Here is a 24,435-nt window from a genome sequence, read left to right on the forward strand (position 1 = left end):
ATTTTATTATACCATAATTACCTATTAAGCCCTATGAAACAACTTTTACTTAGCCTAGCCCTTATCCTAATTTCCACAACTGCAATTTTTGCACAACGCAAGAGTGACCTGATTGCCGAGATTGCATCACTTAAAACGGAATTGGATTCAACAAAAGCCATTGTCATTAAAGCCAAAAAGAATGAAAGAGTGGGTTTGGCACGTGCGGAATCTTTCGAATCCCAAGTCAAGGAACTTCAAGATGCCAATGCTACCTTACTTAAAAATTTGAACAGTTTTGCTAAAGTATCGAATAAGAATTCCGAAAACATCAATAAGGTGATGGAAAAACTGGAGCAGAAAGAAAATCAGTTGAAAGCCATCAACAATAGTATAGCTTCGAACGATTCAACTTCAGTTGTCGTATTGACCCATGCCAAACAATCCCTTGGTGAGAATGCCAAAATTGGAATAGCCAATGGATCTGTGATCATTGCGTCGAAACTGGAATCCTTATTTGGCAATACCACAGGTACCACCCTAACTCCTGAAGGTACAGCGTGGATAGAGAAGATCGGTAACCTATTAAAAGTAAATCCTGGAGTTTCATTGACTATTGAAGGATTAAGCATGACCGGGGAATTGGATTTGGCTGCCGATCAGGCATCCGCTATTGGCTCCGTTCTTCAAAAACAGTTCTCGATTGACTCCAATAGGATTCATACCTTGGGAAAAGACGGTAATTTCAAGGAAGGCATCAACTTGGTACTACATCCTGATTATGCACGGTTTTATGATATGGTCAAAGAGCATATGAAAGCATCAAACTAAATTGGGAGCTTATTGAAATTGCATATACTTTTTCAAAAAAACCTGCGTTTTAGTTTGCGTAAACCGAGCTAAATACCCATTAAAATGACAGGAGATCAAATCTTTCAATTATTTGCTTATCTATTACCCTCAGTAGTCGTAGGGGCAATTTCTTTTTATTTTTTTAGAATGCACACCAATAATGAGGAAGGGCGTCGACGGTATCTTTTGCATAAGGATTCCCAACAAAACACCCTTCCCATCAGATTACAGGCCTATGAGCGGATGGCTTTGTTTTTAGAGCGTATCGCCATTCCCAGTCTGGTAGTTCGTGTGGCACCAAAAACTTCGGATAAAAACGATTACGAAAACCTTTTGATACGTACTATCGAAAACGAGTTTGAACACAACCTATCACAACAGATTTATTTGTCGGATGAATGTTGGAACATAATTAAGGCCGCCAAAAGCGCAACTATCCAAATGATTCGTAAAGCAGCCTTGAGCGAAACCGATTCGGCGGATAAACTTCGGGAAGACGTTCTTAACCAAACGATGGACAAACAATCACCTTCGGCCACTGCCCTTTCGTATGTAAAAAAGGAAATCGGGGAACTTTGGTAGAAGCCTTCAAGAACAACTTACGGTAAAATTGTAGTCCCATTGCATTCGCGTTCATGGAGTTTAATCGAACGACGTTGGGATATCAATCCGCATCAAGTTCCAACTGGGAGGTCTCCAAATTCTTATATTTGGCGAAATTATAACCACTCGCCCACCATGTAGTCATTTTTTCCTTGTTGAAAATCAACGAATTGGTTGTGAGTACGGCGGGGGTATAATAAAAATTGATAACCGCTCCTTGATGATTCGCCACATACTTCCCGATACGAATGTTCTGATGTTCAATCCGGTCCAACATAAAAGCGAACATTGAGGTAAGCAAAGCAAAGGCATTCTTTGACGGCAGACGATTGAACATGGTGGTCTCGGTCTGTAAGATAATGGCATCTATTTCCGTTGCACCGCGTTTTATGGCTTCCTCTATGGGAACCATGGACCCCAGTCCACCATCGGCATATTCACATCCATTCTTTTTAACCAAACTCATAAAGGGGGTATAGTTACAGGAAATCCAAATCCATTCACAGAACTCTTCGTAATTGAAATCGTTGATCGATTTATATTCCACTTGATTCATGGAAAGATTGGAAACCGTAGCGACAATATCCTTTGGTCCGTTCTTGAGCCTGTGGAATTCTTCCTCCGTAAGCGTATTCTTGATTAATTTTAGAAGGTTCTTGCTCTCCCCAAAGGTTTTACGACCCCTATAGAAATTCTTAAGAACATTCCAATGGTCAATTCCGATACTTTCAACCCCATGCTTTTTTTGAATAACAAAAGGACAGTTACTAAAAATACTATTTTGGTTCACCGAGGTATAGACTTCTTTTATCTTTTCGATTTTCTGAAGTGCCAAATGGGAGATTAACAAACTCCCTGTTGAAGTCCCTAAAAAAAGATCATAGGAATGTCCCAATCCCTTCATTAAATATTCGGCGACGCCCCCTGCAAAAGCTCCTTTGCTTCCTCCTCCCGATATGACCATTGCTCTCATTGCAGACTCAATTTGGTCCTAATATAACGAAGTTCATTATCATTCATTCCTTTTGCTAGACCTATAATGCGATTTCTTTGACGATCATCCTTTAGAAGGGTATCAAGTAGCTGTCTGGCATATTTTCGAAACTGCCATGAATGATGTATACTGGCATCAATCAGATCCAATATGTTTTGATCCGTGTATTCAAGAACATCCCCAATGATCCCAAATGCGGCTTGTCTGGTTTCCATTGAAAACTGCGGGGAAGTATACCCGTACAATTCTGAAAGATATACTTCCTTCGAATCATCATCATAATCCTTGGTCAGTGATGCCAATAACAACCATAATAAACGTACATTTTTATTGGGCAAACCAATTACACCTTTGGTCTTCTCTAAATATTGGCGCCGGTCTTGGGGGAATGAAATCCATAATCGATATAATGCATTTTCTTGGGTGATATAGCTTTCGTCCTCCAGTAGGGATTCATAATCCTTTTTCAGGGACAAGGGAATTTTTTGGGAATAGACTAAAGCCAAGGCCTGTCGTATTTTGATGGATTCACTGTTAAATGCATTCTTAAGCATTTCAGGGGTAAACGATTTATGGTATTTTAAAACCATTCGCATCTTAAGTTCCTCCTCGTTGGAAGCATTCCAGTATTCCTTAATAATATTTGATTTGTGTTCCAAACTTGTAGTCAGCTTCCATTTTAATGCTAGGAATTTGGAAATACCATTGGCATTGGACACAAGATATTCCTTTACTTTTTCATACGGGAAATCCGGTGATCGCAACCATACCTTTTCAAACGATTTCAAATCCGTGGTACTAGCAGACTCCATTTCTGAAACGAAGTCATCAATGGTCGCATTCTTGAATCCGTATTTCCCCAAATAATTCTTGATTCCTTTTTTAAAGGCATCATCGCCTAACTCATTACGCAACATTACAAGGGCCCAAGCCCCTTTTTCATAAAAGGTAAGGCTACTCGCTTTCGGGTTCGTTAATGCTTCCCCTTTTCCTTCACTAGACTGCTCTTTTAATTGTTGGGCCGAATCATAAAGCTTCCAATAAAAATAATCATCCCCAAAGATCTCCTTTTCGGCCAAATAAGCATAATAGGTGGCAAACCCTTCATGGAGCCAATGATGGCTCCCGTTTTTTTCCGTAACCAAATTCCCAAACCATTGATGGGCCAATTCATGCGCATTGACGTTCACGAAGTTTTTATCAACAAATGCGATGGAATCAATAACATATCCATCGGAAAAAATAGTTGTTCCTGTATTTTCCATTCCCGCGTATAAAAAATCCTTCACAGGAATCTGTTTATAATTTTGCCAAGGATAGGGTACACCTATCTCCTGCTCCATAAAATCAAAAATTGACCTGGTATATCGATAGGTAGGTTCCAATTTTAGACTGTCTTTGGGGTAATAATAATTCTCAATAGAAATACCACTCGAGGACGTTAATTGTTGTTTACTGTATGTTCCGATGGCAAAAGCCAATAGATAACTACTCATGGGATCCCTCATATCATAGGACCAGGTTTTTAGTCCTTCATTCTCCCTGACTTTAGTAAGAACACCATTGGCGATGACCTCGTATTCTGGATCAAATGAAATATTCAGGTCAAATTCCACCTTCTCTTCCATATCATCAAAACTGGGCAACCAATGACTGGTATATTTCCCTTGACCCTGGGTCCATATTTGTTCATTACCGATTATAGTATCATGTATACCAAGGAAATAAACCGTCTGTTTCGGATGAGCAGTATATTCCAAGGTTAGTGCATAACTTCTGTTCTTTTTGAATTTCCTATAGATGGCAATTGAGGTGTCGGATATTTTAAATGTGGCTTTTTTATGATTCAATAGTACGGTTTTAAATGCCATTTTTTTTGCATCGAGGAAGACGGAATCGACATTCTCCAGAATCTTGAATTTATAATTTACTGTGCCCTCTATAGCTTTTTCCAAAACAATAGGATGAATATTTACTTTCGCGTGAACAAAGTCAACCTTATCTTGATGTTGGGCACAAGTATTGGTGAATACCAAACCAAAAATAACCGTGAGGACAATCCGTTGAACCATAGATTAAAATTACAATGTTTTTATTGAATTTGACCATGGAGCAAACGTCATTTTTGAAGGATCAATGTTAAGGAAAAGATCTCTCGATGCGTAATAATACCTAATTCACAACAAGATGGCCAAAGTAGGATGGGATTCCTCGTCGCTATCGCTCTGTCGGAATGACAACGAACAGAATAATGACTTCAATGGGCTTTTCGAAAGAGGAACGACCGGTAAATCCCAAAAAGCTGAGTTTTTGTTACCTAATTTAGGCTTCGATCCCAATTAAGGATAGGATTTCTCCCTTTGGTCGAAATGACCAAGCGTCGTTTCATATGAATTGATTTTTATATCCTATTCATAGTTCCATACCCTATTTTTTGAAATACTTGATATGATTCCTCGTCGCTACCGCTCGCTCGGAATGACTGCTTACGTCCTTTCATTAGCGGTAAAAACAAGTAACTCCGTGCTATGATTCAATTAAAGTACTGTGTGGGATTTATCCCCTAGGTCAAAATGACTCCATTTCAATATTGCATCGCATTTAGTTTACCCCTATTTTTATCCCATGAATGCCAATTTCCTTCAGACTCCCATTACCTACCTTAAGGGTGTAGGTCCACATAGGGCCCAAATATTGCAGTCGGAGTTGGGAATTGGCACTTATCAGGACTTACTGAACCTTTTTCCCAACCGATATATCGATAAAACCCAATATTATACGATCGGACAATTACAACGCAGTAATGCCGATGTTCAGATTGTTGGGAAAATCATTCACTTAAAAACCGTGGAACAAAAGAAAGGGAAGCGTTTGGTGGCCACGTTTGTCGATGATACGGGTGAAATGGAATTAGTGTGGTTCCGAGGTCAAAAATGGATACGGGAAAATCTCAAATTGAATATACCCTATGTCATTTTTGGACGATGTAATTGGTATAACGGAAAGTTCTCAATGCCCCATCCTGAAATGGAATTACTCACCGAGCATGAAAAAGGATTGAAAGTGACCATGCAACCCATTTATCCATCCACTGAAAAACTGGGGAACAGCGGTATTACCAATCGTGTTATCAATAAATTACAACAACAACTCTTTATTGAAACCAAAGGACAATTCAGGGAAACCTTATCAGACAGTTTGCTGCACGACCTTAAATTGATTTCAAAAAGCGAAGCCTTGTTCAATATACATTTCCCCAAAAACCAGTCTTTTTTGGCCAAGGCCCAATTTCGTTTGAAATTTGAGGAACTGTTCTTTATACAGTTTCAGTTGATTTCGAAAAAAATGTTGCGAAAGCAAAAAATAAAGGGGTTTAATTTTGATCAAGTTGGCGAACGTTTCAATGATTTTTACAAGAACCACCTACCCTTTGAATTGACAGGGGCCCAAAAAAGGGTGATTAAGGAAATTAGGGCCGATTTGGGGAGTAATGCCCAAATGAACCGATTATTACAGGGTGACGTGGGCTCGGGTAAGACCATTGTTGCATTAATGATCATGCTTTTGGCCATTGACAATGATTTTCAGGCCTGTTTAATGGCACCTACTGAAATCCTGGCCAATCAACATTTTAATGGTATCAAGGAACTTTTGGAAGATATGGGGGTGCGAATTGCACTATTGACGGGTTCTACAAAAAAATCGGAACGCAATATTATCCATCAGCAGCTTGAAAGTGGGGAATTGCACATTCTTATTGGCACCCATGCCCTGTTGGAAGATAAGGTGAAATACAAAAACCTAGGATTGGCAATAGTCGATGAACAACATCGATTTGGGGTGGCACAACGCTCCAAATTGTGGCATAAAAATGAATTCCCACCACATATTCTGGTCATGACCGCTACCCCGATTCCCAGAACCTTGGCGATGAGCCTATACGGGGATTTGGACATTTCGGTCATTGATGAGCTCCCACCCGGACGTAAGGCTATTAAGACCGTACATCGCTACGATTCAAATCGTCTTAAGGTATTTGGCTTTATCAAGGATGAAATTAAAAAAGGACGTCAGATTTATGTGGTCTACCCGCTGATCCAAGAATCAGAAGCCCTGGATTATAAGGATTTAATGGATGGTTATGAGAGTATCGTAAGGGATTTCCCCCTACCCGATTACCAAATTTCGATTGTTCATGGAAAAATGAAACCTGCGGACAAGGATTATGAAATGGAACGCTTTGTTAAAGGCGAAACCCAGATTATGGTCGCGACCACGGTCATTGAGGTGGGTGTGAATGTTCCCAATGCTTCGGTAATGATCATTGAAAGTGCCGAACGTTTCGGGTTGTCCCAATTACATCAGTTACGGGGACGTGTAGGTCGTGGTGCCGACCAAAGTTATTGCATCTTAATGACAAGTCACAAACTTTCCTCTGAGGCCAAGACCCGATTGGAAACCATGGTGCGTACCAATGACGGATTTGAAATCGCCGAGGTGGATTTAAAACTTCGAGGCCCCGGGGATTTAATGGGCACCCAACAAAGCGGTATCCTAAACCTAAAAATTGCCGATATCGTAAAGGACAATGATATTCTTAAAACCGCGCGCCACTATGCCATAAAGATATTAAAGGAAGATCCCGGACTTGAAAAAAACGAAAACCTAACCATTCGGCATACCTATGCCCAAATCGTTAAACAAAAAAATATTTGGAATTATATTAGTTGAATCAATTCCTTGGATATAAATCGGTTTGGCATATCCCTAATCATCTTTTATAAATTAATATATTCACTTCGTTACCTACGAGCCTTTGGCTGTTAATCAAAATAGGGATGTTCCACCATTATCCAATAAATCCAATCACCCCAAACCTTTACTTTTCCTGGATTTAAGCAGCGATTATCATAAGTAGCGGATAAATTCTTAACTTTCCGTAAGCATCACTACGTTGAAAAGTTCGAGACGGTAATGGAATACATGGTTTTTCTATTTTCATTACTTCCATAGTTCAGTGAACTATTATCCTAAGAATATGAAATTCCTTAAAAACATAAGGTGAAGTGAAAACAAAAACCCTATTTACCATTAACCAATGTGTTACGATATAAAAGCGAGTCTGGAGGGCCAATTGGCAAAGGCCAAAAAAGATCAGGATTATCTGGCTGTGGAAGAGATTTTGGAAAAATTAATTCCCTTCACCGACCTGCCCATCCACCATGCCTCGGGTTTTAGCCATCCTGATTTACTTATCTATACCGACCGTTCCCCCAATTTTCCTGAAGTGGCAACATGGGGACTTGTTCCCTATTGGGTTCATGATGACGAACAACGCAAAAAAATATGGAACAGTACCCTTAATGCACGCGGGGAAACCATTTTCGAAAAACCGGCATTTAAAACCGCTGCCCATAACAATCGCTGTATCATCTATATCGATGGGTTTTACGAACACCATCATTTTAAAGGTAAGACCTATCCTTTTTTTGTTCATCTAAAAAACAATGAACCTATGGCATTGGCCGGATTATGGAGCGAATATGAAAATAATGAAGGGGGCACCTCGATAACCTTCACTATAGTGACCACCAAAGGTAATTCCCTTATGGCTAAAATCCATAATAACCCAAAACTAAAAGAGGCTCGAATGCCTTTGCTCCTGAATGATACAACTATGGATACATGGTTAAGCAACACAGATCAACATACGATTGAGGAAACCATTCAACCATATCCGAAAAATGAACTTAAAGCACATACGGTAAGGCGATTAAGAGGAAAGGAATATCTGGGAAACATAGCAGAAATCTCCCATCCTTTTGAATACGCCGAGTTGGAATTCAACAATCAAGAATATTAATCAATAAATTAAAAAGGATATGGAACATAATTACCTCATCATGAAAAATGCCGACCCCCTGGTTGGTCTTTTTCAAGGTATGTTCGAAAACAATATTCTCACCTTTAATCCGGGTTGGAACGCTAACGCCAACAAGCTGGAGTCTTTTATTGATATAAGGGAAATCCAAAGTAAACTAAAACAAAAAGGTATAACCTTACTTCAAGAGGCAGACCAAAGTACTTCGGGCCCAGCAAGTATTATGTTAACCGACCCTGATGGAAACACCATTCTAATCGATCAGCATGTGTAACATTAAATAATGATGTATTTATTTAACAAACGCACTACGGATCATAATCAATAGGTACATTTCCCTGCTGTGTTATCCAATAATCCTCATTTAGTGCTATTATAAATAAATACCGGTATGATGCACCCTTTCAATTTGGTCCGAAAACCATATAATGAGTGGGGATCGGATTTTATTTATTACCTTTTCATCTACTTAGTTAATTCGAATACGACATGAAAAATATCCCATTGCTTTTATTGCTTTTTTGCCTAATTGAATCAACAAATGCGCAGATTAGTGCCCAATTACTACAGCATCCCGATGTTTCCAAAACACATATCACTTTTATATATGGTGATGACGTATGGATCGTTCCTAAATCCGGTGGCGTTGCCCATCAACTGAGTTCCCCGGAAGGAGCTGAAAGTTATCCACGGTTTTCACCCGATGGAAGTATGGTCGCCTTTACCGCAAACTACCACGGAAATAGTGATGTATACCTAATTGACATACACGGAGGTATCCCCAAACGATTAACTTTTCACGGACAGTTTGACCGGGTTTTAGGTTGGACTCCGAATGGTGATTCCATTCTATTTGCATCATCTAGGGAGAGTGGTCGTCAACGCTATAATCAGTTTTATACCGTTTCAAGACATGGTGGTTCACCCAAAAAACTACCCATACCATATGGAGAATTTGCCTCCTTTTCCCCTGATGGACAAAAAGTAGCTTATACGGATAGATCTAGGGTAAACAGAAATTGGAAAAGATACCGCGGTGGCACGGCACCCGATATTTCTATTTTTGACCTGAACACCTTTAGCACCGAAAACATAACCAATACGGATGCAAATGATGAATTACCCATGTGGAATGGGGATATCATTTATTATATGTCCGATAATGGCCCCAACAAAAGAAATAATTTGTGGAAGTATGACCTGTCAACTAAATCGAATACCCAGCTGACCAAATTTACGGACTTCGACATAACCTTCCCAGAGAGTGGGCCTGATGATATCGTATTCGAGGCAGGTGGGAAATTATACCTGTACAATCTATCATCAAATACCATTTCAGAAGTTGAAATTCAAGTGGTTTCTGATCAAAAAGGACGGATTCCCCAACAAAAGAAAGTGGCTTCATTCATCCAAAACACTACCCTATCCCCTGACGGAAATAGGGTCATTGTCCAGGCGAGGGGGGAATTGTTCAATTTACCCGCCAATGAAGGTTTTACAGAAAACATCACAAGAACATCCGGAAGTGCCGAACGGAAACCAGCTTGGTCACCAGATGGTAAACATGTTGCCTATTGGAGTGATTCTAGCGGCGAGTATCAATTATATCTACACGATATGACCGGAGAACAATCGCCAAAAATGGTCACTGATTTCAAAAACGGATTCAATTATTCCATTCATTGGTCCCCTGACAGCAAAAAGATAGCATATGTGGATCAAGCCATGGGAATTAATTATTTGGATCTGGCTACCGGTAAGGTCGTACGAGCCGACAAGGGAAAATATATGTTTGAAGGTGGTTTGGAAAATTTCCGTGTAACATGGACCCCTGATAGTAAATGGTTTACTTATGCCCGTGGTACAGAGAATCCATCGACCACTGCGATTTTCGCATTCAATACGGCCAACAACAAACTGTCACAACTTACTTCGGGATACTATTCCGATAATTCACCGACCTTCAGTGCCGATGGAAAGTATCTTTTTTTTACGACCAATAGAACCTTCGAACCCGTTTATTCAGACCTCGACAACACATTCATCTATCCCAATACAACAAGTATTGCCGTAGCAACCCTAAACAAATCGGTAAGTTCTTTGTTGGCCTTGAAGAATGATTCGACCAAACTATTGGAAGAAGGCAAGAGTAAAGACGAAAAGGATGGAAAATCAAAGAAGAAAAAAGATGATGATACCGATGGGGATGCTAAAAAAGAAGTGCCAAAAACCACCATTGACATTGTAGGATTCGAGAATCGCGTAGAGATGTTGGACATTCCCGCAGGTAATTTAGGCAACCTAGCCGCAATTGAAGGTAAACTGCTGTTTACCCGTTTTCCTAATTCAGGAGCGCCGGAAGATACCTTCCCTTCCTTGGATTACTATGATTTCGAAGAAAGGGAAGTAAAAAACATTATTTCAAAAGTCGACGATTTTGAGGTTTCTGCAGATGGCACTAAAATTTTGGTCAACCAAGAAAAAAAACTTGCCGTATTAGAAATTACGGCCGATCAAAAAATAGACAAAACAGTACCTACACAAAATATGGTCATGTACGTGACCCCTCAGGATGAATGGAAACAGATATTCAATGATGTCTGGAGGTTTGAGCGTGATTATTTTTATGATCCCGGTATGCATGGTGTGGATTGGAATGTGATGAGAACAAAATACGGGCAGTTGATCGAGCAATCGAACACACGGAATGACGTAAACATCATCATTGGGGATTTGATCGCAGAGCTCAATGCTTCCCATACCTATACCGGCGGAGGTGACACAAAAAACGCCGATATGATGAATGTGGGGTATTTAGGGGCTGACATAGCCCTAGAAAACGGAAAGTATAGAATCAAAAAAATAATCTCAAGTGCCCCATGGGACGTTGAAGTGCGATCACCCCTTGCAAAACCTGGGATAAACATCGGCGAAAATGATTATATTCTAGCGGTTAATGGGCGTCCTATTGACGTTACCAAACCAATCTTCGAGGCCTTTCAGGGGTTGGCCGATGCCACCGTCCAAATAACAACCAATAGCACCCCCTCGTTGACCAACGCCAAAAAACATATTATAAAATTGATGGAATCGGAAACCAGGTTGCGCCATTTGGCCTGGATCGAGAACAATCGCAAACAAGTTGAAAAAGCCACAAATGGGAAAATAGGCTATGTCTATGTTCGCAGTACCGGACTTGATGGTCAGAATGAATTGGTACGGCAATTCTACGCCCAAATGAACAAGGAAGGTTTAATTATTGATGAAAGATTCAATAGTGGGGGACAAATTCCGGATCGATTCGTAGAGCTTTTAGATCGTGAGCCCTTGGCCTTCTGGGCTGTTAGGGATGGGAAAGACTGGGCTTGGCCACCCTCGGGGAATTTTGGTCCAAAAGTCATGCTTATTAATGGCTTTAGTGGATCTGGAGGTGATGCTTTTCCCGATTATTTCAAAAAGAGAGGTATTGGTCCATTGATCGGTACCCGAACTTGGGGTGGACTTATCGGAATTTCAGGTGCACCCGGTTTAATCGATAATGGAAGAATTACCGTTCCTACTTTTAGAATGTACGATCCAAACGGTGAATGGTTTAAAGAAGGCCATGGTGTTGATCCCGATATCAAAGTAGTTGAGGATTTTCAAAGATTGGCGAATGGGATAGATGTACAATTGGAGGCTGCCATTAAGGAGGTTCTTCGATTACTTGATAGTCCCTCCAACTTTAAAACACCATCCAGACCCAATTATGAAAAGCGGAATTAGCCTATTGGGTAGTTTTTTAACAAATAACTTCCAAAAATCAATTCAGCTAAGCAATTAGACGTTGTATCGTAATAATATTTAACAAGATCAAATATCCGTACGGATAAGACCGTCCTAAGGATATCTTTTTTTTAAAATTATCATAGAAATCATGAGTACAAATAAAAGAGTAAGGACTTTAATCCCTGTATTTACTATAGATATGGGAGGAATCCCCATTAAACAAGCCCTACCTACCACGAAAGTGAACCAAGTTGATCCATTTCTATTATTACATCATGGTAAATTGAAGTACAGAAAGCATGGCAAAGCGATTCACCAAGGAATCGGGCCGCACCCGCATCGTGGATTCTCCCCGGTGACCTTCATTATCAATGGTGAAATCCATCATCGGGACAGCCGTGGAAATAATCAAATCGCAAAGAAGGGAGAAGTACAATGGATGCATGCCGGTTCAGGTATCATTCACAGTGAACGTCCCTCCCAAGAACTAGTTGACCAAAATGAATACAATGAGTTTGTCCAGCTTTGGATAAACAGTCCGGCTGCAAAAAAAATGCAACAACCCAAATACCAATATGTTCCTGAAGAAGACATCCCAAAATTTTATTCAGAGGACAAACAAATCACCAGTAAATTAATTGCGGGCACTTATGGTGACCTTAAAGGTAAGATTATTGCTGAGAGTGAATTACTGATACTTTGGTCTACAGCCCATGGCCCAGGGAAAGAGACTTTCGATCTTCCTAAAGGTTTTAGTGCCATGCTATACACCATAAATGGTGAAATAAAGCTTAAAAATTACGGTAAGGTTGAAAAGGAATGTTTGGTGGTCTTTGAGAATGAAGGTGAACGGATTACCGTCGAAACTATGGATGCAACCGAATTCCTGATCCTTTGCGGTGCACCCCTAAACGAGAAAATAGTACAACAAGGACCTTTCGTCATGAATTCCGAAACGGAGATTTTAGAGGCTATGCGCGATTATCAGATGGGGAAAATGGGGATTTTGATAGAAGAATAATCTAGGGCCTTATTTCGAAGGAACCTGATATTCACTTCAACTTCAATATAAAGCACCTGGATGATTGTGCCATTTGTTCTTATAGGCAAATTATTAATATCCAACGTAAAGTTTTGATCGAATCCAAAGACATGAATCAGTTTTTTAGTTGTACTATTAAACAGCTTTTTTTACCAACCAACACCAAATGAAGATTATCCCGAATGAACCACCATTAAAGCGGTTTCACAAAATGTAAAATCGCATGAAAAGATATAACGAGGACTTTTTAGACAAGATCAAGGGTTTTAACTTAGAAGTCCTTAAAAACAGTAAGTACCCCATTTACGCCTTATCCAAAGAGCTTAAATTCATATATTTCAATCCTGCTTGGTCCCATTTTGCGAAAGACAATCAATTTGAAGGAACAGCATTAAAAAATCTTTCCCTTGGCAGTCCATATTTAAAATCAATCAAAGGTGTTTGGCTGAAACTTTTCTTTCAAAAAAATTATAAAAAAGTCATACGAACTGGGGAAACATGGCATCATGAGTACCAATGCTCTAGCGATGAGTTATATCGTTTTTATCATCAAATCGCTTATCCCTTACTTAATAAATCAGGGGTTTTGATCGTAAATACGGAAGTATTCAAATTACCCATGGACCAAATGAACATCAAAACGTTTGAAGTCATTATCGAAAGATACACCCAACCGAACAACCGTATTAATCAATGTAGTAATTGTAGACATACACAGCGTGCCGATGAACCTGATTTATGGGACTGGGTACCGAATTGGGTAGAAAAATTACCAATCAACTCCGACTTAAGCATTTGTCCCACCTGTAAGCATCTTTATGAAGATTCTTAAATCCAGCTTACGTGCCTAATCGTTTAACTTTTCGTTTCAAGGTTTGAAATTTACTTCTAAATACAAAAAAGGCGCCAAGAGAAATTATCTTAGCGCCTTTTCCCTATCCTAATAAGGCCCTAATCAAGAGCTGGGGTAACCACAATACTTCTAAATTCAACAGGTCCATGATCCCCTTGAATTAAGAATGGTCCGGCCTCAGCCTCATTATTGTCCAACGCCCCACCGGTCATTCCCGGTATATTTTGATTGGTGATTATTTCTTTTCCGTTGGCTACGATGGTTACCCGTCTTCCGATTAAGGTGATGTCGTAAGCTTGCCACTCCCCTGCTGCTTTTGCTACCATTTCATTGGGGGTAAGAAAACCATAGACGCCCCCAAACAGGATACTTGCCGGCTCCAACTGTATATCATCGACAATTTGCACCTCATATCTACCCCGAAGATAGATACCGCTATTACTTCCCTCAGGATAACGGAATTCAATATGTAATTTAAAATCATTGAACTTTTCATCGGAAACCAAATTAGCCCCAGATTTTTCGCTGGCAAGAATCCCGTCCTTTACGATCCATTGGTTTGTACCCATTGCATGCCATCCTTCTAGGTTTTTACCATTGAACAGCGCTTTCGGCGCTCCCCATACAGGTTGTGGATTATAGTCCAACTGTGGTGCCCTAGTCCCTGTCCAATCATATGTTTTACCATCGGTATAGACCATTTTACCCTTTAGTTGATCTCCTTCCATTACCCCCTCGAACTCCATATCCCTTTTACCCGGTTCCCATTGCGGTGGTATGGCAAAACTGAATTTACCTTTGTTCAATTTCACCTCCGCTATAGGTCTTGCACTTCCAAAAGCATAAACAAAACGCCCTACCAAAGTATTAAAACCCGAATGGCTGATCTCTAACCAGGAAGGAAGTTGCTTCCCGTCTTGTGATATGGTTAAATTCCATTTTCCTTCAATCGATTTTCTTTCTTGTGCATTCAATTGGAATGAAAGCGTAACGAGCATTACAACCGCTACTATTCTAAGCTTTTTAATATTCATTTTACAGTGTATTTATTAGGTTTCCTAAATGTTAAAAATATTTTATTGTTCACAACCTTCCCTTCTCCTAGTATCGATAAGGTAAATGATTTTCCAATTTCCGTTATCCTTGAACAATTGGAAGGAATTTACCCCGCAATGGCTAAAATTGCCATTATACCAGAATTCATAGGGGGTCCATGCATTCGCCAAAGCACCATCGATCTGTATGTTAAACGATCTTATTCGTTCTTGAAAATCGACAGAATCGGGAATTTGCACTATTGATTTTAAAAACGAGTTGAAATCCTCCGCCTTTAAGACCTCCTTGCCGTCTTTTGAGGCACCAATGGTTTGGGTTATTACCCCATCCATAACCGATTGTTTCATCAAGACGGAATCCTTGGAATGAAAGCCTTCGAAAAAAGCTTCAATGGTGTGCCTTATCTGGGCCTCTTCATTGACTTGGGCTGCCATATCCATAAAAACAAGAAGCAATACCAGTGGTATCCATTTTTTCATATCCCCTTATTTCTTTCAAAAATAAGTTAAAATAGACAAAGGACAACTAGGATCATGGTCAATATAAAAATCATAATCCATCAACCCCTAAACAACTACAAAATCATTACTTTTATCGATTGTAAATTAAATGCAATGTCTACAGCAAAAAAAGAATACAAAAGGGTTACCGTAAAATCCCTCGTTGATATGAAAAAACACGGCGAAAAGATTTCAATGCTTACCGCATATGATTACTCAATGGCCAAAATAGTCGATGCAGCCAAGGTCGATGTAATCCTTGTAGGGGATTCGGCCAGTAATGTCATGGCGGGTTACGAAACCACATTACCCATTACCTTGGACCAAATGATCTATCACGCCTCATCGGTTTTGAGAGCGGTAAAACGGGCATTGGTCGTCGTCGACATCCCTTTCGGGAGTTATCAAAGTGACCCCAAGGAAGCCTTGCGTTCCGCGATTCGAATTATGAAAGAAAGCAGGGCGCATGCCGTAAAAGTCGAAGGTGGTGAAGAAATCAAGGAATCGGTAAAAAGAATACTGAATGCCGGTGTTCCCGTAATGGGACATTTGGGATTGACCCCACAAGCCATATATAAGTTCGGAACCTATACCGTTAGGGCGAAGGAAGAAGAAGAGGCCGAAAAATTGATTGCCGATGCCAAGTTATTGGAACGTTTGGGTTGCTTTGCGATCGTTCTTGAGAAAATACCTGCTGAACTGACCAAAAGGGTTTCAGAAAGTATTTCCATCCCTACCATAGGCATAGGCGCTGGCAAACATGCCGACGGACAAGTACTTGTGATACATGACCTTTTAGGAATGACCCATGAGTTCAATCCCCGATTCCTTCGAAGATATATGAATCTATATGAAGAAATGGGTAACGCCATATCACAATATGTCGATGATGTTAAAAGCAAGGATTTTCCAAATGACGAAGAACAGTATTGATTTTTAAATCTTTCACCAATTCAAGGTACATGTTAAAACGAATAAGCATTGTTGTATTTGTGCTTTTGAACGTCGGGTGCGATCAATTGTCTAAAGAACTTGTTCGAAAACACGTTGAACCGATGGATTACATTCAAGTGGTGAACGACAATTTCATTTTGACCAATGTAGAGAATACTGGGGCTATGCTAGGATTTGGACAAAGCTTGCCCCCTACCCTTAAAATGATATTCCTACAAGGGATACCCTTAATCGTATTATTGATTTTACTGACCAGAACCATTCAAAAATCAAATCTGAATCGTTGGTTGGCACTAGCATTCGCCTTTGTAATAGGGGGTGGTATCGGTAATTTGATCGATCGTATTGCCTATGGATCTGTCACGGACTTTTTTCTGGTGAAGTTGGGATTCATTAAAACCGGTATCTTTAACATGGCCGATGTTTCTGTAACCATAGGGGTTTTCTTGCTGCTATTTGTAACGATTAGATATAGAAATTTATCAATTTAAGGATGGCAAAGATAATCTCAAATCCGAAAAACCTTCAGGTTCTTCATGAAGACAACCATCTTATTGTCGTCAACAAACGCCCTGGGGACATTGTTCAAGGGGATAAAACCGGGGACACACCATTGAGTGAAGTCGTAAAGCAATTTATTAAAGCAAAGTACAACAAGCCCGGCAATGTTTACTTAGGGGTTCCACATCGGTTAGATCGCCCCACCTCGGGTATTGTGGTTTTTGCCAAAACCTCAAAAGCACTACCAAGACTGAATAAACTTTTTGCCGATAAAGAAGCTAAAAAAACCTATTGGGCAATCGTAAAAAACAGACCTCCAAAAGATTACGACACCCTTACCCAATGGTTGCGACGCAATACCAAACAGAATAAGTCCTATGCCAACAACAAGGAAGTACCGGATAGTAAGAAGGCCATTTTAACCTACCGTTTGATCAAAGAATTAGACAACTTCTTTTTGTTGGAAATTGATTTACAAACGGGTCGCCATCATCAAATTAGGGCGCAATTATCAGCAATCGGCTGCCCTATAAAGGGTGACCTGAAATATGGCTTTGACCGCAGTAACAAAGATGGTAGCATCCATCTACATGCAAGAAGGTTATCGTTCATACATCCTGTACAAAAAGAACCCCTGGAAATTATCGCTCCTACACCCAATGATCCCGTTTGGAACGCTTGTTGATGTTTTTTGTTACTTTTAATACGTACACAAAACACTATACCATGATTAAAAAAGGAATATTACTTATATGCCTTGTTCTGATAACTTCGTGTGGAAGCTATAGTTCAATAGACACATTTTATAATGCCCATAAGGAAGATAATCAGGTAACGGCCATTCGGGTTCCCCGATTTATGTTGATATTGGTTAGCGGTATTTCACCCGAAATGCAATCCCTGGTAGGCAACACCAAAGACTTACGCTATATGCGCTTTCCTAGTACCACCCCGGCAAGAACCCAATTTCTGAACAAGCAAATGAATGGTATTACGGGAAATTCCTTTATTGAAGTATTTCGCAAAAACGACGAGTTGAAAAGAAACGTAGTTTCGATACGTGAAAAACGGAACAGTGTCAAGGAAATATTGATCTACAACAATGACAATCTAAATGGATCATTCCTGTATTTTAATGGGGATTTTGACCCTGTTAAAGTACGTGAAATGGCCAAGAACAATGAGTTTGGTAAAATGGGTGACGGACTTATACAACAATTCAGTGCACAAACCCCTGGAATCAACCAATAAGTGTTTACTAGAAGGAGATATCCTATCGGGAAGCCCTTACACTCTCAATGACCACTGACCCCAAAATGAATACCCCACCGATTATTGTTGTTAAGGCCGGAATCTCCGATAAAAAAACAGCCCCGATCACAATACCATAGACAGGTTGAATACTACTGATAATACTGATGGTTGTTATGGAAAAATGCTTAAAAGTCATTAGAAAGAGGGTGTGACCAATAGCAGTGGTCAAAACGGCCAAAGCAACGATTCCTTCCCACTGCGACAAGAGTGTTGGAGGCGCTACAAAAAACAAGGCCGGAAATAATAGCAACCCTATGATTCCTGTTTGATAGACCATCAAAGTCGAACCATGGTAACTTGCTGATTTTGATTTAAGTATAATATTCCTTAAAGCATAAAAAAGGGCCGATAAAACACCCATGCCAATAGCCGCGGTTGTCGAATTACCGATATTAAAATCAGGTGCTAAAAAATAAATTCCGCATAAAACCAATAATCCCAATAACAGATGAATCCTTTGAAACCTAGTCTTTAGGATCAGAGGTTCCAAAAAGGCGGTAATCACAGGATACGTAAACAGGGACAACATCCCTATGGCCACATTGGACATTTGCAAGGCATAAAAATAGGTAAGCCAATGGAGGCACATTAAAACACCCCCCAAAATAACCATTAGCCTATCGCTAGCATTGATATGCAATGGGATTCCTTTATACCTGCAATAGACAAACAAGATAAAAAAGGCCAAAATACCCCTGGTCGCAATCGTTACGGGTACCGGTAAATCAACATACCTACCTAGTGCCCCTGACGTACTGACAAAGAGCATTGCCAAATTTATTTCCAAGAGATGGGACAGGTGCTTACTATTCTTCAAACTGTAGTTATCGGGTTTGCTGCATGGCTTTCTCCCTGATAATCTGGGCTACAGGTTTATTTTCCAAATGGCTTTCCAACCAAGAGAGAATATCCAAATAAAGAAAAGCACGTTTCTCATACGGATGGTTCTCATACTTTTTAAGTTCGTTATACAATTTTTGGAATTCATTGCGTAGGTCACTTGGATAAATGCCCCCTAAATTCCGTAAAAACTTGATCATCTCTTTCTGAACCGCGTGAAGATCGTTCATCTTCATCAAAAACTTATACGTGCTTTTCAATTGGAGTTCCATATGGTAATCCATACCCGCTTCATAGTGGGCAACCAAACTCAAGACCCTGGCAAAACACATGAGGTCTTCGCGCATTTTCAGGTTCTTATTGTCAATGATCTTTTTTAGATATAAAATACAATTCTTATTGTCGCCAACACCAAAGTACAAACTTGCTATCTTATAGTATAAAAGCATAATATGGTGTGCATCCAACCGATCCTTGTGTTTGGCAATACCATATTCTATGATTTTCACTAGATACAGTCCCTTTTCAAAAGTGCCCTCCATAAAATGGAGATTCAATTTGTTGGCATTGATATACAAAAAGGCCAGTGAGCTAATGTTATCATTTTTCGGAAAACTTTTTGCCTCGATCATCGCTTCCAATCGATACAGTGTTTCCCTAAATTGTGAGCTGTATTTCACGTAGAACAAGGACTCCAATAAATAATGGTTTCCCTTTATGAAAAACACGGGATTCAATTGGATCATTTTTTTATTGTCATAAAAAAGATCGACCCATTTATTCGAATACTTATAACAGGAAAGGAAATCCTGGATTAAAAAACTATACCATAAATGTGCCTTGTACAACCATAATTTCTCCCTAAAACCAAGTTTATCAATTTGGTATTTGGGTAATTTATTCTTAAAATAAGTCTTTACCTTTATTAAATCCTCATCACTTCGAACATATCCGACCTTTAGCATGAGTCCATAAAGCTGTAACGATAAATTGGAAAGCTTGCTTGCCATCACATTTTGCTCTGACAATTGCTTTGCCTGTACCACCAATTCATCTGCCCGGTCCGGAATACTTCTGGTAATATATTGGGTCTCAATTAATTTTTCGAGTTCAACGATCTCATAGGCAATATTCTTCTCTTCATTGTCTATGGCGATATACTTCGATTTATCGAGTATTTTCAGACTCTGCTTATAAAGTCCTTTCTGGTATAATATGGTTGCAAAATCCAATTGCTCCCGTAATTGCACCCTAATATTCTGATTTACAGGATTTAAACGAAGACTTACAAGAATCTGTTTGTACAAATGGGCCTTCAGGTTAGAAAGTTGCGATTTCTTAACAATACCACTGTCCAAAATTATCTTTTCGTCATAGCGCTTTGTTTTATCCAATAAATTGAACAATGCTAAAAATTTAGCATCCGTATTCACCCCCAAACGCCCAACATAAAGTTTAAACTGACGTTTTTCTGACTTGGAGAGTGATTTCACCAGAACAAACAATGCATCTTTATGCGTATTTGTCATCGTAATCTATATAGTTTAAATAATTGTTTATCAATAACTTAGACTGGCCAAAAAGTTACTTAACGTTGTAAATGTGATACTAAACCCCAATTCAACAAACCTATTGGCCATATATTCGTAAACGGCTAGTAAAACTACGTAAATATAATGAGTAAAGATATAGTACAGATTTTTGACACGACACTACGTGATGGGGAGCAGGTTCCGGGATGCAAATTGGACAAAGAACAGAAATTGGTCATTGCCAGGCGTCTCGATGATCTTGGCGTCGATATCATCGAAGCAGGATTCCCTATTTCGAGTCCGGGCGATTTTAATGCTGTCTTTGAGATTGCTAAAATTGTGAAAAATGCTACTGTATGCGGATTGACCCGTGCGGTAAAAAAAGATATTGAAGTAGCTGCCGAAGCTTTAAAACCTGCCAAAACCCCAAGAATACATACAGGTATAGGAACATCCGATTCCCACATACGATATAAGTTCAACTCGAACAAAGAAGCTATAATAGAACGAGCGGTCAGTGCCGTTAGTTACGCGAAAACTTTTGTTGAGGATGTTGAGTTTTATGCAGAGGATGCCGGTAGAACGGATAATGAGTTCTTGGCAAGGGTATGTGAGGCAGTCATAAAGGCAGGTGCAACAGTGTTGAACATTCCTGATACCACTGGGTATTGTCTTCCTGAGGAATATGGGGCCAAAATAAAATATTTAAAAGAAAATGTGACTGGTATACATAAAGCCGTACTTTCGTGCCATTGCCACAACGATCTAGGTTTGGCTACCGCCAATTCCATCGCAGGGGTAATCAATGGAGCCCGTCAGATTGAATGTACAATCAATGGCATCGGTGAACGTGCCGGAAATACTTCTTTAGAGGAAGTAGTCATGATATTAAGGCAGCATCCTTATCTAGGGATTGATACCAATATCAATAGTAAATTACTTTATGACACCAGCCAAATGGTTTCCGACAAAATGGGAATGTTGGTGCAACCCAATAAAGCCATCGTGGGAGCCAATGCCTTTGCACACAGTTCGGGTATCCATCAAGATGGGGTAATAAAAAACAGGGAGACCTATGAAATCATGGACCCTGCTGAAGTAGGGGTAAACGAATCCTCGATTGTCCTTACGGCAAGAAGTGGTAGAGCGGCTTTGGCGTATAGGGCTAAAAAAGTGGGTTATGAACTTACTAAGGTGCAATTGGACATTGTTTACCAAGAGTTTTTGAAATATGCCGATCAGCAAAAAGAAATCGTGGATGGAGACATTCATGAAATCATAGAGAGTAGTAATATTAAAATTGAAAGCATTTCATAAATGAAATTGAACATTGCCGTTTTAGGTGGGGATGGTATAGGACCCGAAGTTATCGCGCAAGCCGTGAAATGCCTACAAGCCGTTGAAGAAAATTTTGGCCACGATTTCACATTCACTAATGGATTGATCGGTGCCGCTGCCATGGAAAAAACAGGCAGCCCAATTCCTGAGGAAACCATAACACTCTGTAAAAATTCCGATGCCACTTTATTTGGAGCCATTGGGACACCGGAGTACGATAATGACCCTATGGCCAAAGTGCGGCCGGAAGATGGACTTTTATATTTACGGAAAGAACTGGATCTTTTTACCAATATAAGGCCCATAAAAGCATTTCCTGCTTTGATCAAAAACTCCCCTTTAAAACGCAATATTATCACTGGGACCGATTTTGTCATTTATCGGGAACTTGTAAGCGGTATGTACTTCGGTGAAAAAAGTTTGAGCGAGGACGGCACCATTGCCACCGATCTTTGTAGGTACACAGAAGACGAAATAAGCCGTGTGGCCCATATGGCCTTTAAGGCAGCAAAAAAGAGGAAAGGGAAACTAACCTTGGTAGACAAGGCCCATGCGCTTGAAACCTCAAGATTATGGCGGAAAGTAGTCACTAACATTGCTAAAAGCTATCCTGGGGTAGAATTCACTTGTATGTATTTGGATCACGCCTCAATGTCCTTATTATTGGAACCGAGTTCCTTTGATGTGATTTTGGCCAGCAATATGATTGGAGATATTCTCTCCTCCCAATGCAATGTACTCATTGGATCCGCGGGATTGCTGCCCTCAGCGTCTATCGGTACTGAAAATGCAATGTTCGAACCTATACACGGTTCTTATCCACAAGCGAAGGACAAGAATATTGCGAACCCAGTGGCCGCCATTTTTAGCGCTGCTTTACTTCTTGAACATTTTGGGCTTCAAGAAGAATTTAATGCTATTGTTTCTGCGGTCCATAAATCATTCATGAAGAAAATAGTTACCATCGATATTATGGGGAGTACAAAATACGGCACATCCAGTGTTGGTGACTTTATCGCAAGCAATATTGTTGATGCCGATGACAACCTGAACATCAATGATGAGAACATTGGTCTGGGCAAATCAACCATTATCTAAATCTAATAAAGTCTATTTATTCGGATGCCAATTGTTTGACAAATGCATCGAATTCTTTCTTAAAGGAATCATACTTTTCACCAGTGGCGGGGCCATTGAATCCCGTGTGTATCTTTTTCACCACTCCATTCTTATCTATAAAAATAGTTGTAGGGTACGAAAGTACATGGTTTAACATGGGTAATTTCTCTTGTGCCCTTATTTTGCTAGACGACCCGTATTGGGCCAACAATACGGGATATTCAATACCTATGGCGTTCTTTAACCTATTGATACGCTCAAAAGCCTCTTCCTCGGTCTTGGCATACTCAAAAGCCAATGCGACCACAGCCACATTCAGTTGTGGATTTTCTTCTAAATAGTTAACGAGGAATTTTGATTCATCCAGGCAATTCGGACACCAGGTACCCATAATCTGAACGATGATGGCTTTGTTCTTGAATGCAACATCCTCTAGGGAAATTTGTTCCCCTTTCGTATTCGGAAAAGAAAAATCGAATTTCCCATGTCCGGATTTTAAGAATGTCAAGGAATCTGCATCGGGTAATTCGAAATTCACATTTCTTCGCCCTTCAAAAGGCTCCTGGAAATGATTGCCCGAATAGAAAGTTCCGTTCATCGTACTATCTGTGACTTTTGCAACGAATAAAAACGCATGGGCTCCATCAAAAGCGGATAATTTCATGATATCCCCATCCATAATGCCTTCTAAATAACGGTAGTCGCCTGTGGTTGTCCTAAATGTCCCTTTTACTTTATTTCCTTCTTGGGTGAAAATTCCTTTACCCAAATAACTACCTATCGTATCCGGACTAAATTCGGTCTCCCATATTCCAGATACATTCATTGATGCACCCTGTTTTGCCTTGAAACGTGCCAACTCCCCTTGGGTGGCCTTAAAAGGCACAACGCGATTCAAACTTTCCTTTATAAATTCCCCCGTAATTGTCGTGTCTGTGAATTTTCCTGCAATGTACCCTTCGAAAACCGGCATCCGTATAATCAAGGAATCTTTCAAGATTTCTATTTCATCAACATGTATTATCTCTTCCGCATTATGGATTTCGATAACCGGGCGCCCATCCAATTGTTTTAAATCGAATGAAAAAGGGAGAATTTCATTATCTTGAACTGTTAATTCAGCTCGCCATGTACCTTCAGCGAGTGAAGTGCGTTTTAAGTTTTCGCAAGAATAACAGACTATCAGGACTAAAAAAACCAAAATAAAGTTTCGCATAAGTGAAGTTTTCAAAAATTGTATCGAAAAAACAACTAATTACTTACAAAAAAAATTAAAACAATTCAATTGAAACAGTATTGAATGTCTTAT

22 protein-coding genes are annotated in these 24,435 nt (G+C 39.8%); 15 read left to right on the forward strand and 7 right to left on the reverse strand.

The window, feature by feature from the left end; genetic code table 11:
• Positions 1–33 precede the first annotated feature (33 nt).
• Positions 34–810 (forward strand): OmpA family protein, encoded by a 777-nt coding sequence (locus HPE56_RS01615; protein ID WP_188242023.1) that lies wholly within the window; start codon positions 34–36, stop codon positions 808–810.
• A gap of 84 nt (positions 811–894) precedes the next feature.
• Positions 895–1,413 carry a DUF7935 family protein gene (locus HPE56_RS01620; protein ID WP_188242024.1) on the forward strand — a complete coding sequence of 173 codons (519 nt, stop codon included), beginning with the start codon at positions 895–897 and terminating at the stop codon, positions 1,411–1,413.
• An 82-nt stretch (positions 1,414–1,495) separates the two neighbouring features.
• On the opposite strand, the gene HPE56_RS01625 is transcribed toward HPE56_RS01620, so the two are convergent.
• Both HPE56_RS01625 and HPE56_RS01630 read right to left on the reverse strand, forming a co-directional pair.
• Positions 1,496–2,407 carry a patatin-like phospholipase family protein gene (locus tag HPE56_RS01625; protein WP_188242025.1) on the reverse strand — a complete coding sequence of 304 codons (912 nt, stop codon included), beginning with the start codon at positions 2,405–2,407 and terminating at the stop codon, positions 1,496–1,498.
• Positions 2,404–4,500, reverse strand: a complete 2,097-nt coding sequence (locus tag HPE56_RS01630; protein ID WP_188242026.1) for a M1 family metallopeptidase — start codon at positions 4,498–4,500, stop codon at positions 2,404–2,406. The genes HPE56_RS01625 and HPE56_RS01630 overlap by 4 nt, the downstream gene beginning before the upstream one ends.
• A 115-nt stretch (positions 4,501–4,615) precedes the next feature.
• Here HPE56_RS01630 and HPE56_RS01635 point away from each other — a divergent pair, with 115 nt between their 5' ends.
• From HPE56_RS01635 to HPE56_RS01665, 7 genes are all read left to right on the forward strand, one after another.
• Positions 4,616–4,771 carry a hypothetical protein gene (locus HPE56_RS01635; RefSeq protein ID WP_188242027.1) on the forward strand — a complete coding sequence of 52 codons (156 nt, stop codon included), beginning with the start codon at positions 4,616–4,618 and terminating at the stop codon, positions 4,769–4,771.
• Positions 4,772–5,053: 282 nt separating this feature from the next.
• Entirely contained in the window at positions 5,054–7,159 is a 2,106-nt protein-coding gene (recG, locus tag HPE56_RS01640; RefSeq protein ID WP_188242028.1) for an ATP-dependent DNA helicase RecG, read from the forward strand.
• A 367-nt stretch (positions 7,160–7,526) separates the two neighbouring features.
• The gene (locus tag HPE56_RS01645) at positions 7,527–8,291 is read left to right on the forward strand and encodes an SOS response-associated peptidase (protein ID WP_188242029.1); all 765 of its coding nucleotides are present in this window, start codon (positions 7,527–7,529) and stop codon (positions 8,289–8,291) included.
• Positions 8,292–8,310: 19 nt separating this feature from the next.
• A complete protein-coding gene (locus HPE56_RS01650; protein ID WP_317173165.1) occupies positions 8,311–8,583 on the forward strand; it encodes a VOC family protein in 273 nt (90 codons plus the stop codon).
• Between the two features lie 215 nt (positions 8,584–8,798).
• The gene (locus HPE56_RS01655; RefSeq protein WP_188242030.1) at positions 8,799–12,074 is read left to right on the forward strand and encodes a S41 family peptidase; all 3,276 of its coding nucleotides are present in this window, start codon (positions 8,799–8,801) and stop codon (positions 12,072–12,074) included.
• Positions 12,075–12,225: 151 nt separating this feature from the next.
• Entirely contained in the window at positions 12,226–13,098 is an 873-nt protein-coding gene (locus tag HPE56_RS01660; protein ID WP_188242031.1) for a pirin family protein, read from the forward strand.
• Between the two features lie 244 nt (positions 13,099–13,342).
• Positions 13,343–13,951, forward strand: coding sequence for a hypothetical protein (locus HPE56_RS01665; RefSeq protein ID WP_188242032.1), 609 nt, complete (start codon positions 13,343–13,345; stop codon positions 13,949–13,951).
• Between the two features lie 119 nt (positions 13,952–14,070).
• Here the strand turns inward: HPE56_RS01665 and HPE56_RS01670 are convergent, their stop codons facing one another.
• Both HPE56_RS01670 and HPE56_RS01675 read right to left on the reverse strand, forming a co-directional pair.
• Positions 14,071–15,006, reverse strand: a complete 936-nt coding sequence (locus tag HPE56_RS01670; protein ID WP_188242033.1) for a 3-keto-disaccharide hydrolase — start codon at positions 15,004–15,006, stop codon at positions 14,071–14,073.
• Positions 15,007–15,048: 42 nt separating this feature from the next.
• Complete coding sequence (locus HPE56_RS01675; protein ID WP_188242034.1) at positions 15,049–15,507, reverse strand: nuclear transport factor 2 family protein; 459 nt, start codon at positions 15,505–15,507, stop codon at positions 15,049–15,051.
• Positions 15,508–15,642: 135 nt separating this feature from the next.
• Between HPE56_RS01675 and panB the strand changes: the two genes are divergently transcribed.
• From panB to HPE56_RS01695, 4 genes are read left to right on the forward strand one after another with little or no spacing between them, the layout of a single operon-like run.
• Positions 15,643–16,461 (forward strand): 3-methyl-2-oxobutanoate hydroxymethyltransferase, encoded by an 819-nt coding sequence (gene panB / locus HPE56_RS01680; protein ID WP_188242035.1) that lies wholly within the window; start codon positions 15,643–15,645, stop codon positions 16,459–16,461.
• 29 nt (positions 16,462–16,490) lie between these two features.
• The gene (gene lspA, locus HPE56_RS01685) at positions 16,491–16,973 is read left to right on the forward strand and encodes a signal peptidase II (RefSeq protein WP_188242036.1); all 483 of its coding nucleotides are present in this window, start codon (positions 16,491–16,493) and stop codon (positions 16,971–16,973) included.
• Positions 16,974–16,975: 2 nt separating this feature from the next.
• Entirely contained in the window at positions 16,976–17,668 is a 693-nt protein-coding gene (locus HPE56_RS01690) for an RluA family pseudouridine synthase (protein ID WP_188242037.1), read from the forward strand.
• Positions 17,669–17,709: 41 nt separating this feature from the next.
• The gene (locus HPE56_RS01695; RefSeq protein WP_223170137.1) at positions 17,710–18,234 is read left to right on the forward strand and encodes a DUF4252 domain-containing protein; all 525 of its coding nucleotides are present in this window, start codon (positions 17,710–17,712) and stop codon (positions 18,232–18,234) included.
• 22 nt (positions 18,235–18,256) lie between these two features.
• Here the strand turns inward: HPE56_RS01695 and HPE56_RS01700 are convergent, their stop codons facing one another.
• Both HPE56_RS01700 and HPE56_RS01705 read right to left on the reverse strand, forming a co-directional pair.
• On the reverse strand, positions 18,257–19,114 hold the full coding sequence (locus HPE56_RS01700) for a DMT family transporter (protein WP_223170138.1): 858 nt from the start codon (positions 19,112–19,114) through the stop codon (positions 18,257–18,259).
• Positions 19,115–19,121: 7 nt separating this feature from the next.
• Positions 19,122–20,666, reverse strand: a complete 1,545-nt coding sequence (locus HPE56_RS01705; protein WP_188242039.1) for a hypothetical protein — start codon at positions 20,664–20,666, stop codon at positions 19,122–19,124.
• A gap of 147 nt (positions 20,667–20,813) precedes the next feature.
• Between HPE56_RS01705 and HPE56_RS01710 the strand changes: the two genes are divergently transcribed.
• Positions 20,814–21,986 carry a 2-isopropylmalate synthase gene (locus HPE56_RS01710; protein ID WP_188242040.1) on the forward strand — a complete coding sequence of 391 codons (1,173 nt, stop codon included), beginning with the start codon at positions 20,814–20,816 and terminating at the stop codon, positions 21,984–21,986.
• Complete coding sequence (gene leuB, locus HPE56_RS01715; protein ID WP_188242041.1) at positions 21,987–23,105, forward strand: 3-isopropylmalate dehydrogenase; 1,119 nt, start codon at positions 21,987–21,989, stop codon at positions 23,103–23,105.
• Between the two features lie 16 nt (positions 23,106–23,121).
• On the opposite strand, the gene HPE56_RS01720 is transcribed toward leuB, so the two are convergent.
• Positions 23,122–24,342, reverse strand: coding sequence for a peroxiredoxin family protein (locus HPE56_RS01720; RefSeq protein ID WP_188242042.1), 1,221 nt, complete (start codon positions 24,340–24,342; stop codon positions 23,122–23,124).
• Between the last annotated feature and the right edge of the window lie 93 nt (positions 24,343–24,435).

This window comes from Maribacter aquimaris (genome assembly GCF_014596745.1).
Taxonomy (GTDB): domain Bacteria; phylum Bacteroidota; class Bacteroidia; order Flavobacteriales; family Flavobacteriaceae; genus Maribacter_A; species Maribacter_A aquimaris.